At 70.4% G+C, this 15,184-nt stretch carries 12 protein-coding genes; 9 read left to right on the forward strand and 3 right to left on the reverse strand.

The annotated features are described in order from the left end of the window. Positions 1-104: 104 nt before the first annotated feature. The 3 genes from ACTJI8_RS17210 to ACTJI8_RS17220 all read left to right on the forward strand — a co-directional run bounded on the left by ACTJI8_RS17210 (position 105) and on the right by ACTJI8_RS17220 (position 2,549). Positions 105-1,046 (forward strand): NAD-dependent epimerase/dehydratase family protein, encoded by a 942-nt coding sequence (locus ACTJI8_RS17210; RefSeq protein ID WP_440734645.1) that lies wholly within the window; start codon positions 105-107, stop codon positions 1,044-1,046. A 94-nt stretch (positions 1,047-1,140) separates the two neighbouring features. Continuing rightward, on the forward strand, positions 1,141-2,058 hold the full coding sequence (locus ACTJI8_RS17215) for an acetoacetate decarboxylase family protein (RefSeq protein WP_440734646.1): 918 nt from the start codon (positions 1,141-1,143) through the stop codon (positions 2,056-2,058). A 20-nt stretch (positions 2,059-2,078) separates the two neighbouring features. Beyond that, positions 2,079-2,549 carry an SRPBCC family protein gene (locus ACTJI8_RS17220; RefSeq protein ID WP_440734647.1) on the forward strand — a complete coding sequence of 157 codons (471 nt, stop codon included), beginning with the start codon at positions 2,079-2,081 and terminating at the stop codon, positions 2,547-2,549. 69 nt (positions 2,550-2,618) lie between these two features. Here ACTJI8_RS17220 and ACTJI8_RS17225 read toward each other — a convergent pair whose 3' ends face one another. Both ACTJI8_RS17225 and ACTJI8_RS17230 read right to left on the reverse strand, forming a co-directional pair. Then, on the reverse strand, positions 2,619-3,458 hold the full coding sequence (locus ACTJI8_RS17225; RefSeq protein ID WP_440734648.1) for an aldo/keto reductase: 840 nt from the start codon (positions 3,456-3,458) through the stop codon (positions 2,619-2,621). A gap of 70 nt (positions 3,459-3,528) precedes the next feature. After that, positions 3,529-4,128, reverse strand: a complete 600-nt coding sequence (locus ACTJI8_RS17230) for a TetR family transcriptional regulator (RefSeq protein ID WP_440734649.1) — start codon at positions 4,126-4,128, stop codon at positions 3,529-3,531. Positions 4,129-4,230: 102 nt separating this feature from the next. On the opposite strand from ACTJI8_RS17230, the gene ACTJI8_RS17235 reads away from it, so the two are divergent. Continuing rightward, a complete protein-coding gene (locus ACTJI8_RS17235; protein WP_440734650.1) occupies positions 4,231-5,016 on the forward strand; it encodes an SDR family NAD(P)-dependent oxidoreductase in 786 nt (261 codons plus the stop codon). 39 nt (positions 5,017-5,055) lie between these two features. Here the strand turns inward: ACTJI8_RS17235 and ACTJI8_RS17240 are convergent, their stop codons facing one another. Beyond that, a complete protein-coding gene (locus ACTJI8_RS17240; protein ID WP_440734651.1) occupies positions 5,056-5,988 on the reverse strand; it encodes a nucleoside hydrolase in 933 nt (310 codons plus the stop codon). A gap of 77 nt (positions 5,989-6,065) precedes the next feature. Here ACTJI8_RS17240 and hrpA point away from each other — a divergent pair, with 77 nt between their 5' ends. The 5 genes from hrpA to ACTJI8_RS17265 all read left to right on the forward strand — a co-directional run bounded on the left by hrpA (position 6,066) and on the right by ACTJI8_RS17265 (position 15,099). Continuing rightward, a complete protein-coding gene (gene hrpA, locus ACTJI8_RS17245; RefSeq protein ID WP_440734652.1) occupies positions 6,066-10,106 on the forward strand; it encodes an ATP-dependent RNA helicase HrpA in 4,041 nt (1,346 codons plus the stop codon). A gap of 59 nt (positions 10,107-10,165) precedes the next feature. After that, positions 10,166-11,113, forward strand: coding sequence for a quinone oxidoreductase family protein (locus ACTJI8_RS17250; protein ID WP_440734653.1), 948 nt, complete (start codon positions 10,166-10,168; stop codon positions 11,111-11,113). An 87-nt stretch (positions 11,114-11,200) separates the two neighbouring features. After that, positions 11,201-12,562, forward strand: coding sequence for an O-acetylhomoserine aminocarboxypropyltransferase/cysteine synthase family protein (locus ACTJI8_RS17255; protein ID WP_440734654.1), 1,362 nt, complete (start codon positions 11,201-11,203; stop codon positions 12,560-12,562). 132 nt (positions 12,563-12,694) lie between these two features. Then, entirely contained in the window at positions 12,695-13,513 is an 819-nt protein-coding gene (locus tag ACTJI8_RS17260; RefSeq protein ID WP_440734655.1) for a shikimate 5-dehydrogenase, read from the forward strand. Positions 13,514-13,575: 62 nt separating this feature from the next. Next, a complete protein-coding gene (locus tag ACTJI8_RS17265; protein WP_440734656.1) occupies positions 13,576-15,099 on the forward strand; it encodes a Mur ligase family protein in 1,524 nt (507 codons plus the stop codon). Positions 15,100-15,184: the final 85 nt, after the last annotated feature.

The raw sequence follows: 15,184 nt of genomic DNA on the forward strand, positions 1-15,184 counted from the left end.
CACTCGTACGATGATGTGTGCGGTGAAAACATTATCGCATGGCAAAGGCAACATGCAGACGTTGGACAGGCGTGGCGTGGAGAACGTGAAGGTGGAGAGCGCGGATGCAGACGATCTTGGGTGCGAATGGTCAGATCGCGGTGGAACTGGCGAAAGAGCTGCACCGCGGCCACACCGCTGACCTCCGGCTCGTCAGTCGCAACCCACGCGCGGTGAATGACACGGACGGGCTGATGCGCGCCGACCTGATGGATGCCGCGCAGACAGCGGCGGCGACTGCCGGCAGCGAGATCGTCTACTTCACTGCAGGCCTTCCTGCCGACACCGCGCTCTGGGAGGCGCAGTTCCCCACGATGCTGCGCAACGCGCTCGACGGCGCGCGGTCGGCGGGGGCGAAGTTCGCGTACTTCGACAACACCTACATGTATCCACAGGATGATCGCGTGCAGACCGAGGACACCCCGTTCGCGCCCGTGGGGCGCAAGGGCGCCGTCCGCGCCGAGATGGCGACCATGGTGCTGGATGAGATGGCCCGCGGCGACATCCCGATGCTCATCGGCCGGGCTCCCGAGTTCTACGGGCCCGGCCGCACGCAGGGCTTCACCAACTCCCTGGTCATCGACCGGCTGAAGGCGGGCGAGAAGCCCCGCGTACCCGTGCGCGACGACCGGCTGCGCACATTGATCTGGACCCCGGACGCCAGCCGCGCCCTGGCCACCCTCGGCAATACTGCTGACGCGTACGGACAGACCTGGCATCTCCCTGTCGACCACGACCGGCTCACCTACCACGAGTTCGTGGGGGCGGCCGCCGCGGCGTTCGACCGGGATCCGGGCTACCGGGTGGTGCCCGAGTGGGTGCTGCGTGCGGCCGGGGTCTTCTCCCCCGCCGCACGCGAGATCCAGGAGCTGCTGCCGCGCTATCGCTATGACAACCGCTTCGACTCCTCGAAGTTCGTCGAGCGATTTCCTGATTTCCGGGTGACCACCTATCGCGAAGGGCTCCATGAGATCCGCCGCGAGCACGACGTGAACACATCCGCGTAGCACGTCATCGAATGTTCAGCCAGGGTGTCGGCGGTGCGCATGCCTGGTCATCGCATGAATGTGAGCACCGAACACCGGTGAGGGAGCAGGAATCATGGATCGAACCCAGTCGGATGCGGTGCCCGTCGAGCTCGGAGACCGCACGATCGAGGTGCCGGCGGACGGGCTCTATGCCCGATATCGGATGAACACCGACCTCGACGCTGTCGCGAAGGATCCGCGCGTGTCCGGGGTCGACTTTTTCCGGCCGTTGCCGAAGACCCGTGTGGAGTCGCGGGTCGGGCCGACCTGGACGCCGAACTTCTACTACGCGGCCTCGATCGCGCGGCTCGTGATGCTCGCCCCCACCAAGCGTCTGCGCGCGCGGCTCCCCCGTGAGCTCGCTCCGCTGGAGGTTCTCCCAGGGCTCGGGATCTTCTCGATCATGCTGTACCGGTATGACGTGTGCGACATCGACTTCTACACCGAGGCCGCCACGGGAATCGCCGTACGGCCCGTCCGGCACGGCGGTCCCGGAATCGCAGACCTCGCGTCCTCCCTGCAGGACGACCATCTGCACTCCTACGTGCTCTCGCTTCCCGTCAACACCGAGATCGCCCAGATCCGCGGTCATGACGGCTACGGCTTCCCCAAGTGGGTCACCCCGATCGACGTCGACATCGACGACCGGCGGGTCTCCGCCCGGGTCTCGAACGACACCGGCGGCGCGGATCTCACCTTCTCCGCGCCCACCCCGGCGCAGAAGACCTACCGGCCCCTGCAAAAGGTCTCGACGGGAATTTCGTACACGCGGATCGATGGCGACTGGCATGCAACCCTCAACCAGGTGCACACGCTGGCCACCGGCCGGGCCCTGCGCCCCAGGGGACTGCAGCTCACCCTCGGACAGGGACGAGTGTCCGACGACATCCGCTCCGTCGGTGCGAAGCGCGTACTGGCCCTGGACGTCACCACCCGCGCCCAGATCGCACTGCACATGCCCACCCCTACCAGCGTCGACACACGGGCATGACCCGGAGCGAGCGAGCGATCATGCGACGCACGAGCGAGCAGACGATCTCCGCTCACACCCACGCGGCACCGGCGACGGTTTTCGACACGCTCAGGAATGCGTCTGAATTCGCGTCCTGGCTGCCGCACTCCCTGGTCTATCGGGGCACGATTCCCACTCGACACCGTCGCCCCCTCGCCGTCGGCGACACATACCGCGACCGCACAGCCCTAGGGACACTCCACGGCCATGTCCTGGCGGCCGTGCCGTCCCGGCGGATCGAGTTCGATCAGGCAACGGCCTCCCACGGTCTGCGTATTCGCATCGTCTACGCGCTCACCCCGGCGCCCGATGGCGGAACGCGGATCGACCGCACCGGCACGATCACGACCGCCGGGCTCCTACGGGCGATTCACGCCCCGGTCGTCGGGTTCACCCGACGCGAGAACCGCCGCACCCTCGATCGACTCACCGCAGCTCTCGACAGAAAGGCCGTCGAGCCCGCCGCCTAGGTGATTCGCCCAAGGGGCTCGCACTGACCGTGCGCGCCCCTTCACTCATTGGACGGTCATCGAAGAAAGTCAGTTGACCTCGTCGGGGTGCGAGGCGACGCGGCCGGATCCGTCACCCGGGTCGAGGGCGGAGATCGCGGCGAACTCGACGTCGCTCAGGGCGAAGTCGAACACGTCGAGATTCTCCCGCAGGCGCTCGGCGCGCACCGACTTCGGGAAGACGATGTTGCCCTTCTGCAGGTGCCAGCGCAGCACGACCTGCGCCGGGCTCTTGCCGTGCGCCGCTGCGGCGTCCGCGACGGCCGGGATGCCGAACAGGTCGTACTTGCCTTGGCCGAGCGGACCCCACGCCTCGATCTTCACGTCGTGATCGCGCGCCCAGGAGCCGACATCGCGCTGCTGATAGGCGGGGTGCAGCTCGATCTGGTCGACCGCGGGGGTCACGCCGGTCTCGGCGACGATGCGCTCCAGGTGCGGCACGAGGAAGTTCGAGACGCCGGCCGAACGGGCAAGGCCCCGGTCGCGGATCTCGACGACCTTCTCCCAGGCGTGCACGTAGTTGTCCTTGGCGGGGGTCGGCCAGTGCACGAGGTACAGGTCGACGTGGTCGAGACCGAGCTTCTCCAGGCTCTCCGCGATGGCCGCGTCGGGCTCGTCGCCGTCGTGCCGGTCGTTCCACAGCTTGGTGGTCACGAACAGCTCGTCACGCGGGATGCCACTCTTGGCGATCGCCGCTCCGACGCCCGCCTCGTTGCCGTAGATGGCCGCGGTGTCGATGTGGCGGTATCCGATCTCGAGAGCCTCAGTGACCGTGCGCTCGGTGTCGGCCGGGTCGACCTTGAAGACGCCGTAGCCGAGCTGAGGGATGGTGTGGCCGTCGTTGAGCAGGATTCCGGGAATCGTCGTCATGCCTCCAGCCTAGGTTCCCGCTCCGGAGGTCGGGTCGGCGTCCTCCGGCCCGGCTCCCGCCGACGAGCGCTCAGCGCTTGGGGGCAAGCGCCGCGTAGGCACGGGCGGCGAGCGCCGCCGGGGATCCGGCTCCGCGCACCCCTGCCGTCGACTGCGCCCACTCCTCCAGGCCGATGCGGATCGCCTCCGTCGCCGCCGCGGCGAGCACTCGCGCGGCGAGCCGGTCGCTCTCGCCGCGCTCGGCGATGAGGGCCACGAGGCGCTCCTCGGACTCGTGGTTCACGCGATGCCAGACGGCCCTGAGCTCGCGATCCTCGGCGAGCGCGCGCAGCAGCGGACGCATGCGGGCAAGACCTTCGGCGTCTTCGGGTGTCTCCGGGGTCAGCTGCGCGGCGAGCACTGCGGGGATCGCGACCGCGGGTTCGTCCTCGGCCTCCTCGAGAGCTGCCTGCCACCGTGCGGCGCCGATCTCGAGCACGGGCGCGACGGCGTCCTCCTTGGTCGCGAAGTAGCGATAGAAGGTGCGCAGCGAGACTCCTGAGGCCTCTGCGATCTCCGCCGCGGTCACCTGGGCGACTCCGCGCTCCGCGAAGAGGCGAGCCGCTTCCGCCGCGATCTCACCGGCGGTCGCGGCCTTGCGACGCGACATGAGTCCGGTGCGGGTCTGCATGCTCCGAGCGTACGGGAATACCTTCCGTTGTGCGGTGTTATGTGTCAATATGGCACGTTGTGCCATTCAGGCACGACAAGACCGCAAGGAAGAAGGATTCGAATGAACCGCTATGAAGGTCGCCGCGCACTGGTCACCGGCGGCGGATCCGGCATCGGACAGGCCACGGTGCTGCGCATGCTCGCCGAGGGCGGGCGCGTGGTCGCCGCTGACGTCAGCGCTGCCGGGCTCGCGGACACCATCGCGAAGGCAGGCGACGCCGCCGATCGTCTCACCGCGATCGAGGTCAACATCGGCGACGAGACCTCCGTCAGGGCCGGCGTCGCCGCCGCGGTCGAGGCACTGGGCGGGCTGGACGTGCTGGTGAACGCCGCGGGCATCCTGCGCTCCTCGCACACGGCCGAGACCACGCTCGACCAGTTCCAGCAGGTCATCCAGGTGAACCTCGTCGGCACCTTCCTGATGATCCGCGAGGCGATCCCCGCACTGCTCGAGGGCACCGACGCCGCCGTGGTGAACTTCAGTTCGACCTCGGCGATGTTCGCGCACCCGTACATGGCCGCCTACGCGGCGAGCAAGGGCGGCGTGCAGTCGATGACGCACGCGCTGGCGGCGGAGTATGCGAAGCAGGGCATCCGCTTCACAGCCGTGCAGCCCGGGTCGATCTCCTCCGGAATGACCGACGGATCCGGCCAGAGCGGGCAGAGCCGCGGACCGGGGCTGCCCGAGGACGCCGACATGAGCCTGTTCATGAAGCTCGCCCCGGCCATCGGCCAGGGCTTCGCGGGTCCCGAGTCCGTGGCCGGCGTGGTCGCGATGCTCGCGAGCGCCGACGGCGCCTTCATCACCGGCACCGAGGTGCGCATCGACGGCGGCACCCACTTCTGAGCCGCGCGGTCCACTGATCCCTCGAGGCGGTCGGCACTCTCATGCGAGGGCGCCGACCGCCTCTTCGATGAGCGCCCAGAACCGATCGACGTCCAGGTCCATCGCGATCGTGGCGTTGGGCTGCGCGCCGAGCACGCCGAGGAGATCCACGCTCGTGGCGCCCCTCGTGAAGACGCCCTCCGTCTCCACGTCGAGGCGTGCACGCACGGTCGTCGCCACTGAGGGATCGATGAGCATCGCGACCGTGATGGGGTCGTGCAGCGGCCCGTCCGGCATATGCTCCGCGACCTCGTAGGTTGCGCAGAAGAACTCCAGCAGCTCCGCCCCGAACGCCGCCGTGCGGGTGCCGATGCGGCGGATCCGCTCCCGCACCTCCCTGGTGATGAGCGCCTGATGCGAGATGTTCAGCCCGACCATCGTGAAGTCCACGCCGCTGTCGAGCACGAGCGCTATCGACTCGGGATCGGTCCAGGCGTTGAACTCCGCGTAGGGGGTCGCGTTGCCCCGGCCCGTCGACCCGCCCATCCAGACGACGCGCGCGATGCGCGGCAGCAGGTCGGGATGGTCGCGCACGAGCAGGCCGACGTTGGTGAGCGGCCCGGTCGCGACGATCGTGACCGGCTCCTCCGACGACTCCAGCACCGCGCGGATGAGAGTCGGAGCGTCCCGGTCATCCTCGGGAACGGTGGGCTCGGGCAGCACGGGTCCGCCGAGCGTGTTCGCGCCATGGATCTGCTCGGCGGGATGCAGCCGGCCATGGATCGGCCCGGCCGCGCCGGCGGCGATCGGGATGCCCTCGATCCCCGCGACCGTGCAGGCGATGCGGGCGTTGAGCGTGGTGAACTCCAGCAGACCGTTCCCGCCGACCGTGGTGATCGCCCGCAGGTCGATCGCGGGGTTCGCGGCGGCGAGCCAGATCGCGAAGACGTCGTCGTGGCCGGGGTCGCAGTCGAGGAGGACGGGGATGCTCATGGTGCCTTCAGTATCGCCGCTCGTCGTTCACCGGACGAGCCCGGCAGGAGCGCTCTTCCGCGATAGGCTGGAGGGCTATGTCTGCGCCCGTGATCTCCTATCCGCCGGAACTCCCGGTCAGCGCCGCGCGCGACGAGATCGCCGCGGCGATCCGCGACCATCAGGTGGTCGTGGTCGCCGGTGCGACCGGATCCGGCAAGACCACGCAGCTGCCGAAGATCCTGCTCGAGCTCGGCCGCGAGCGCATCGCGCACACCCAGCCCCGCCGCCTCGCCGCACGCACGATCGCGGAGCGCGTGGCCGAGGAGCTGCACGTGCCGCTGGGCGGGCTCGTCGGCTACAAGGTGCGCTTCACCGACCAGGTCTCGGACGAGACCCGGATCGCGCTCATGACCGACGGGATCCTGCTCAACGAGATCCACCGCGACCGGCTGCTGCGCCGCTACGACGCGATCATCATCGACGAGGCGCACGAACGCTCCCTCAACGTCGACTTCCTGCTCGGATACCTGCACCGGATCCTGCCCGAGCGCCCGGACCTCAAGGTCGTCATCACCTCGGCCACGATCGACCCGCACAGCTTCGCGAAGCATTTCGCCGAAGCGGACGGCGAGCCTGCCCCGGTGGTCGAGGTATCGGGGCGGACCTATCCGGTCGAGATCCGGTACCGGCCGCTCGTGGATCCGGTCCCTGAGCTTGTCGAAGGGCCCGGATCCACGAAGTCCCTTCGACAAGCTCAGGGACCGAGGAAGCGCACCGAGTCCGAGCCCGAGGACGAGGTCACCGCGATCGTGCGAGCCCTCCAGGAGCTCGACCGCGAGGAGCGCGGCGACGTGCTCGTGTTCCTGCCGGGCGAGGCCGAGATCCGCGACGCCGCCGACGCGATCCGCGGCGCCTACCGCTCTCAGACAGCGCCGGTCGAAGTGCTGCCCCTGTACGGACGGTTGTCGGCGGCCGAGCAGCATCGCGTCTTCGAGCCGTCGACGGTGGCGGGCCTGCGCCGCCGCGTGATCCTCGCCACGAACGTCGCCGAGACGAGCCTCACCGTGCCCGGCATCAAGTACGTGATCGACACGGGCACGGCCCGCATCTCGCGCTACAGCAGCCGCTCCAAGGTGCAGCAGCTGCCGATCGAGGCGGTTTCGCAGGCCTCGGCGAACCAGCGATCGGGGCGAGCGGGCCGCACGAGCGCCGGAATCGCGATCCGCCTGTACGGCGAGGACGACTTCGACAAGCGCGCCGAGTTCACCGAGCCCGAGATCCTTCGCACCTCGCTCGCCTCGGTTGTGCTGCAGATGCTCAGCCTCGGCTTCGGCGACATCGCGGAGTTCCCGTTCCTCACTCCCCCGGAGTCGCGCGACGTGCGCTCCGCGCTCGAACTGCTCGTGGAGCTGGGCGCGGTGCAGACGGGCCAGGGTCCCTCGACGAGCTCGGCGACCGAGGCCCCCCGGCTCACCCGGATCGGCCGCGACATCGCGCGCATGCCGATCGACCCGCGCTTCGCTCGCATGCTCGTGGAAGCGGGCCGGACAGGCGTGACGGCGCCCGTGCTCGCGATCGTCGCGGGGTTGTCGATCCAGGACGTGCGCGAGCGCCCGTCGGCGGACGCGCCGCAGGGGGTGCGCGACGAGGCGGAGCGGATGCACGCGCGCTTCGCGGACCCGACCAGCGACTTCCTGTCGATCCTGAACCTGTGGAACCACCTGCGCGAGCAGCAGAAGGAGCTCGGATCCAGCGCGTTCCGCCGGCTCTGCCGCTCCGAGCACCTGAACTACGTCCGGGTGCGGGAATGGTTCGACGTGCACCGGCAGCTGCGGACGCTCGTGAACACCGGCCGCGACGCGGCGACGGACTCCGCCGCCCCGGACGCCGTCCACCGCGCGCTGCTCGCAGGGCTGCTCAGCCACATCGGCATCCTGGACGAGCGCAACCTCACCAAGGGACCGCCGACGAAGGGCGGGCAGAAGGATCCGAAGCGACGGAGCGCCGAGTATCGCGGCGCGCGCGGGATCCGCTTCTCGCTGTTCCCCGGCTCTGCGCTGCGCCCTTCGAGAGCCTCAGGGACCGGGGCCCCGCGCGCCGTCATGGCGGCCGAGATCGTGGAGACCTCGCGCACGTTCGCGCGCACGGCCGCAGCGATCGATCCGGCGTGGGCCGAGGCGCTCGCCGGCGACCTCGCGAAGCGGCAGATCTCCGAGCCGCACTGGTCCAAGGAGGCGGGAGCCGCGGTCGCGTACGAGAAGGTGACGCTGTTCGGCGTCGAGATCGTGGCGCGCCGGCGGGTGCAGTTCGCGCGCATCGACCGCCCCGCGGCACGCGAGTTCTTCCTGCGGCATGCGCTGGTCGAAGGCGAATGGGATCCGAGCCGGATCGACCGGCGCGTCTCGGCGTTCTGGCGCAGCAACGCCGAGTTGCGCCGCCGGTTGGAGAAGCTCGAGGAGCGCGAGCGCCGCCGCGACATCCTCGTCGGCGACGAGGCCGTGTTCCGGTTCTATGGCGAGCGCATCCCGACGGATGTGTTCGATGTGCGCTCGTTCGAGGCGTGGTGGCGCGACGCCCTCCAGGCGACCCCGAAACTGCTCGTCATGCGCGAGGCTGACCTGCTCGAGGACGACGATCGCGCCGATCAGCAGGACTTCCCCACCCGCTGGACCCAGACCGATCAGGTGCTCGGCCTCGCCTACCGCTTCGAGCCCGGGGCTCCCGACGACGGCGTGAGCGTGGTGATCCCGCTCGCGCTGCTGCAGCAGGTGCGCGACGCCGGCTTCGACTGGCAGGTGCCGGGGCTGCGCGCCGAGCTCGTGACGGCGCTGCTGCGGGCGCTGCCGAAGGCGATCCGGCGGCACGTCGTTCCCGCCGCGGACTGGGCGGAGAAGTTCGGCGCCGAACTCGCCGCCCAGGGACCCGAGTCGTCCCAGGGCCTACCCGTCCGCAGCCTGACCGAGGCGCTCGCCCGTCTCATCCAGCCGCTCGCGAATCAGCCCATGTCAGCCGCCGACTTCGACCTGGAGCGGGTTCCCGCCCACCTGCGGATGAACTTCCGCGCAGTCGACGAGCGCGGACGGGTGGCCGGATCCGGCCGGGATCTGACCGTGCTGCAGCGGGAGCTCGCGGATCGGTCGAGGGCCAGCGTCGCCCGCTCGATCGAGCGGGGGCCCGGCCCGGCCCGGCGTGGGCGTGGTGCGGCGGATGTGGCTCACGCGAGCTCGGTCAACGCCGCAGCCCCGGCCGAGCGCGATGGCATCACCACCTGGGACGTGGGCGATCTGCCGGAGGTGCTGGACACCCGTGTGGCCGGCGGCGTGGTGCGCGGCTATCCCGCCCTCGTGGATCAGGGCAGATCCGTCGCGCTCCGTGTGGAGGCCACCGCCGAGGCCGCCCTGACCGCCACACGGGACGGAGTGCTGCGCCTGGTGCTCCTGGGGATCCCCTCCCCCGCGTCGTACGTGCAGCAGCACCTGACCAGCCCGGAGAAGCTCGCGCTCGCCGCCTCGCCGTACCCGAACGTCGCGACGCTCATCGAGGACGCACGCGCGGCGGTCGCACGGGCGGCGATCGACCGTCTGACGGACCCTTCGACGGGCTCAGGGACCGCGGGCATCGTGCGCTCCGAGGCCGATTTCGCACGCGTGCGCGACGGCGTCTCCGCGGTCATCGTGGACGAGCTGTTCGCGCTGGTGTCGCTGATCGCGAAGATCCTCACGAAGGCGCGCGAGGTCGAGCGCGCGATGAAGGGTCAGAACTCTCTTGCCCTGCTCGGGCCGCTGAACGACATCCGCGGCCAGCTCGGCGGGCTGCTGCCGAACGGTTTCGTCTCCAACGCAGGCGTGGAGCGCCTCGCCCACTATCCGCGGTACCTGGACGGGATCCTGGATCGGCTGCGTACCCTCGCCGAAGCCCCGGGCAAGGATCGCACCCGGCAGAGCGAGTACGAGCGCATGGCGCAGGCCTACGCCGATGCCGGCGGCACGATCCCGCTGCCCGCCGGCGCCGAGCCCCGCCTCGTCGAGGTGCGCTGGCTGCTCGAGGAGTACCGCGTGAGCCTGTTCGCCCAGCGTCTGGGCACGGCGCAACCGGTGTCTCCGCAGCGCATCGTGAAGGCACTCGCCGAGAAATGAGACTGGCCGCCCGGGCACAAGCCCGCCCCGCCCCATCCGATGCACCGTAGCCTGGAGCCATGGCGCAGGCGATCGTGCAGACCGAGCTCGGCGGACCGGAGGTCCTCACCCTCGTGGAGGTTCCGGATCCGGTGCCCTCTGCCGGCGAGGTGGTCGTGCGCATCGAGGCCGCCGGCGTGAATCCGATCGACGCCAAGCAGCGCAGCGGCCTGCGCCCCCTGCCGCCGATCACAGAGCCCCGGCACCTCGGCTTCGACGGAGCGGGTGTGGTGACCGCGATCGGATCCGGCGTCGACGATCTGGAAGTCGGCGATCGCGTCGCGATCCGCGACACCCGCGGCACGTATGCCACCGCGCTTGCGGTACCGGCCGCGCACGCCTCGGTGATTCCTGAGGGCGTCACCGCCGCGCAGGGCGCCGCACTCGGCATCCCCGCCGGCACCGCATACCAGTCGCTGCTCTCGCTCGGGGTCGGGCAGGGGGATCTGCTGCTCCTGCACGCCGGATCAGGGGCGGTCGGCCAGGCCGCGATCCAGTTCGCCGTGGACTGGGGCGCCACCGTCATCGCGACGGGCGGCCCCTCGTCGCAGGAGCGGATGCGCGCGCTGGGCGCGATCCCGGTCATCTATGGAGAGGGCCTGGAGCAGCGGATCCGCGACGCCGCAGACGGGCGAGAGATCACGGTGGCGCTCGACGGCGCCGGTACCGACGAGGCGATCGCGACGTCGCTCGCGCTCGTCTCCGACCGTGACCGGATCGCCACGATCGTGCGCGGCCCCGACGCGGCCGCGCTCGGCATCCGCGCGTTCAGCGGCGGCAGCCCCGTGCCGCTCACGGAGCAGGAGCTCGCCTGGCGCGCCGAGGCCGTGCCGGCGGCGCTCGGGCTCATCACCCGGGGCCGGTTCTCGGTCGAGTTCGGACCGGAGCTGCCTCTCGCCGACGCCGCAGAGGCGCACCGCCTCATCGAGGCGCACGTCGCGCACGGCAAGATCGTGCTGCGCCCCTGACGCCACCCGGCGGGCTCTGACCCTTCGGATCCGCAACAGTCGGAAACATCCCTGCGGATCCGCACCCGCGCGCCCGAGGATGGGTCCGTGACCGATACCGCCGCCTCCGCCCCCGACACCCGTTTCGCGACGAAGCAGGTGCAGGCCGCGTATGTCTCCGGCACGCCGCAGAACACCGCCGTCCCACCGCTGTACCAGTCCGCCGCCTACGAGTTCGGCTCGCTGGCCGAGGCCCGCGACCTGTTCGCGCTGCGCCGTGCCGGCAACATCTACAGCCGCAACGCCAGCCCCACGCAGCAGCTGCTCGAAGAGCGGGTGACCGCGCTCGAGGGTGGTGTCTCGGCCGTCGCCGTCGCGAGCGGACAGGCCGCGGTCGCCGTCACGATCCTCGCGCTCGCGGGCCGCGGCGGGCACGTCGTCGCCGCCGACCGGCTCTACGGCGGCACGGTCGACCTGCTGCAGGACACGCTCGCCGACTTCGGCATCACCGTCACCTTCGTCGACCAGGACGACCCGGAGGCCTGGCGCGCGGCGGCGCACGACCGCACCCGGCTGTTCTTCGCGGAATCGGTCGCGAACCCGCTCGCGCAGGTGCTCGACATCCGCACGGTCGCCGACCTCGCGCACGCCGCCGGCGTCCCCCTCGTGATCGACAGCACGGTCGGCACCCCGTACCTGATCCGCCCGGGTGAGCACGGCGCCGACATCGTCGTGCACTCCGCGACGAAGTACCTGAGCGGCCACGGCACCTCGCTCGGCGGGGTCGCGGTCGACCTCGGATCCTTCGACTTCGGCGCGGAACCCGCGCGCTGGCCGCAGTTCACGGCGCAGCACGACCGGTTCGGTCCGCTCTCGCTCTGGGAGCGGTTCGGACAGGGCTTCGCCTTCGCAGCACTGGTGAAGGCCAAGTACGTGCACGACCTGGGGCCGTCCCTGTCCCCGTTCAACGCGCACCAGATCCTGCAGGGCATCGAGACGCTCGACCTGCGCGTCTCACGGCAGAGCGCGTCCGCGCAGGCGATCGCCGAGGCCCTCGCACAGAACCCCGCCGTCGCCGCGGTGCACCACCCCGGTCTCGCCGGCAACCCGTGGCACGACCTGGCCGCACGCTACCTCCCGCGCGGGATCCCCGCGGTGTTCTCGATCGATCTCGTCTCCACCGGTGACGAGGCCCTGGATCAGGAGCGCGTGGAGCGGTTCGTGGACGGTCTGAAGATCGTGCGCCTCGTGGCGAACATCGGCGACGCCCGCTCGCTCGTCTCCCACCCCGCCTCCATGACGCACTCGCACCTGAACGCCGCCCAGCGCGCCACCGCCGGCATCGCGGGGACCACGGTGCGTCTGTCGATCGGCATCGAAGACCCTGCGGACATCCTCGCCGACCTCCAGCAGGCCCTCGCTCTCGCCATCGCGGAGACGGCCGCGGAGCAGGAGTTCGCCACGGTCTGAGATCCGCTCAGCGCGACCTGTGTCCTTCGCGCGTTCGAAACTCAGTCGATCCTGCAGCTCACGACGGATTCGCGCCCGATCTCGACAGGATCGACTGAGTTCGGCACGACCGTGGCTCGGTACGCTGGTCCCGTGCCGATCCTGAACAAAGACATGACGTTGTGCATCTCGCTGTCTGCGCGACCGAGCAACAACGGCACCCGGTTCCACAACCACCTCTACGAGGCGCTCGAGCTGAACTGGATCTACAAGGCGTTCGCCCCGACCGACCTCGCGCAGGCGATCGCCGGCGTGCGCGGCCTCGGGATCCGCGGCTGCGCGATCTCCATGCCCTACAAGGAGGACGTGATCGCGCTGGTGGACCGGATGGATCCGTCCGCCACCGCGATCGACTCGGTCAACACGATCGTGAACGACGACGGCGTGCTCACGGCCTACAACACGGACTATTCGGCGATCGCCCAGCTCATCGCGCGGAACGAGATCGATCCGGCATCGTCCGTGCTGCTGCGCGGATCCGGCGGCATGGCGAAGGCGACCGCCGCCGCCTTCCGCGACGCCGGCTTCGCGGACGTCACGATCGTCGCGCGCAACGAGGACGCCGGACGCGCGCTCGCAGGGCTGTACGGTTTCGGCTGGGCCGCGGACGTGGACGGGCGCACCGCCGACGTACTGGTGAACGTCACGCCGATCGGCATGGCCGGGGGCGTCGAGGCCGAGGCCCTGTCGTTCCCCCCGTCCGCGATCGAGGCCGCCCGAGTCGTGTTCGACGTCGTGGCTCTCCCTGCCGAGACCCCGCTCGTGCGCGCAGGACTCGCCGCGGGCAAGACCGTCATCAACGGGGCCTCCGTCGCGACGCTGCAGGCGCTCGAGCAGTTCGTGCTGTACACGGGCGTCCGCCCCACCGACGAGCAGGTGCGCGCCGCCGAGGAGTTCATGCGCGCGCAGTGAGCCGCCTCGGCCACGAAGCCCCCGAAGGGATCCGCCCCGCGCCCCGGTAGACTCGGACGGTCATGCCCTCCGTGTCGAACTATCCCGCCCCGCGCCTGGATTCCCGCCCTGTCGAGACGTTCCGCGCCACGCTCGGCGACCTCGCGGCGCACCTCGACGTCGCCGTCCCTGATCGCGCCGACGCGGCGTTCACGGGTGTCGCCGTAGGCACGGAGCACGTCCGATCCGGAGACCTGTTCCTCGGAATCCGCGGCGCGAACGCGCACGGCGCCCGGTTCGCGGCGAAGGCCGTCGAGGCCGGTGCCGCCGCAGTGCTGACCGATGCCGAGGGTGCCGCCCTCGTGCCCGACGACGTGCCGACGCTCGTCGTCGAGGATCCGCGTCTGGCCGCCGGTCCCGCCTCCGCGTTCCTGTACCGGGATCCGGTCGCCTCGATGACGAGCATCGGCATCACCGGCACCCAGGGCAAGACCACGACGGCGTTCTACGTGGCCGCCGCAGCCGGCATGTCACGGTCCGGCACGATCGGATCCATCGGCACGACCGTGGGCGACGACTTCTTCCCGCCCGTGCTGACCACCCCCGAAGCGCCCGAGCTGCAGGCGCTGTTCGCGGTCATGCGCGAACAGAAGCTCGGCACGGTCGCCGTCGAGGCGTCCAGCCACGCCCTCACCCTGGGCCGTGTCGACGGCTTCGCGTTCGATGCGGGCATCTTCCTCAACCTCGGCCACGACCACCGCGACTACCACCCCACCCAGGCCGACTACTTCGCCGCCAAGGCGCTGCTGCTCACCCCCGAGCACGCCAAGGTCGGCATCGTCGACATCGACTCGCACTGGGGCCGCGTGCTCGCCGCTCAGGCCACGGTGCCGGTGCGCACGACCTCGGCGAGCGGATCCGATTCCGCCGACTGGCGCGCGGAGGACGTCGAACTGCACGCGCACGGATCCTCGTTCATCGTGCGCTCCCCCCGCGGCGAGCGCGTGCCGTTCACGACGCAGCTGACCGGCGCGTTCAATGTGAACAACATCCTCGCCGCCGTCGCCGCCCTGGTCGAGTCCGGGCGCGAGCTCGCCGACCTCGCCCCGGGCATCGCCGCGCTGCCGAGCGTCGAGGGACGGTTGCAGCGATTCGACTTCGGCCAGCCGTTCACGGCGATCGTCGACTCGGCGCACAAGCCCGAGGCCATCAACGCCGCGCTGCGGGCGATCCGGACCACGACGCCGCAGGGCCGCCTGATCGCGGTGCTCGGTGCGAACGGCCATCGCGACGCCGCCAAGCGCCGCATGATGGGCCGGTTCGCCGCGATGTGCGCGGACGTGCTGGTCATCACCGACGACAACCCCTATGACGACGATCCGACCGAGATCCGCGCCTCGCTCATCGCCGGCGCACGCTCGAGCACCGTCGAGATCACCGAGATCGCCGACCGCCGCGAGGCCATGGCGGCGGCCGTGCGGATGGCGCGTCCCGAGGACACCGTGGTGGTCCTCGGCAAGGGCCATGAGCGCTACCACGCCCTCGCCGGCGGCGAGATCGCCTGGTACGACCCCGACGTGCTGCGCGAGGTCATCGAAGCGCTCTGAGCCCCCTCTCGCGGATGCCACCACATCCGCGCGCGGAAGTTGTATCAACGAGCCACTATCGCTCTCCTGCCCCTTGTGGAGACAA

The sequence above is a fragment of the Microbacterium sp. 22303 genome, assembly GCF_052045265.1.
Taxonomy (GTDB): Bacteria; Actinomycetota; Actinomycetes; order Actinomycetales; family Microbacteriaceae; genus Microbacterium.

Bases quoted from the DNA above. Each gene is read 5' to 3' on its own strand.
- ACTJI8_RS17215 (WP_440734646.1), top strand. From the start codon at position 1,141: ATGGATCGAACCCAGTCGGATGCGGTGCCCGTCGAGCTCGGAGACCGC.
- ACTJI8_RS17230 (WP_440734649.1), bottom strand. From the start codon at position 4,128: ATGCAGACCCGCACCGGACTCATGTCGCGTCGCAAGGCCGCGACCGCC.
- ACTJI8_RS17220 (WP_440734647.1), top strand. From the start codon at position 2,079: ATGCGACGCACGAGCGAGCAGACGATCTCCGCTCACACCCACGCGGCA.
- ACTJI8_RS17225 (WP_440734648.1), bottom strand. From the start codon at position 3,458: ATGACGACGATTCCCGGAATCCTGCTCAACGACGGCCACACCATCCCT.
- ACTJI8_RS17210 (WP_440734645.1), top strand. From the start codon at position 105: ATGCAGACGATCTTGGGTGCGAATGGTCAGATCGCGGTGGAACTGGCG.
- ACTJI8_RS17240 (WP_440734651.1), bottom strand. From the start codon at position 5,988: ATGAGCATCCCCGTCCTCCTCGACTGCGACCCCGGCCACGACGACGTC.
- hrpA (WP_440734652.1), top strand. From the start codon at position 6,066: ATGTCTGCGCCCGTGATCTCCTATCCGCCGGAACTCCCGGTCAGCGCC.
- ACTJI8_RS17235 (WP_440734650.1), top strand. From the start codon at position 4,231: ATGAACCGCTATGAAGGTCGCCGCGCACTGGTCACCGGCGGCGGATCC.
- ACTJI8_RS17265 (WP_440734656.1), top strand. From the start codon at position 13,576: ATGCCCTCCGTGTCGAACTATCCCGCCCCGCGCCTGGATTCCCGCCCT.
- ACTJI8_RS17250 (WP_440734653.1), top strand. From the start codon at position 10,166: ATGGCGCAGGCGATCGTGCAGACCGAGCTCGGCGGACCGGAGGTCCTC.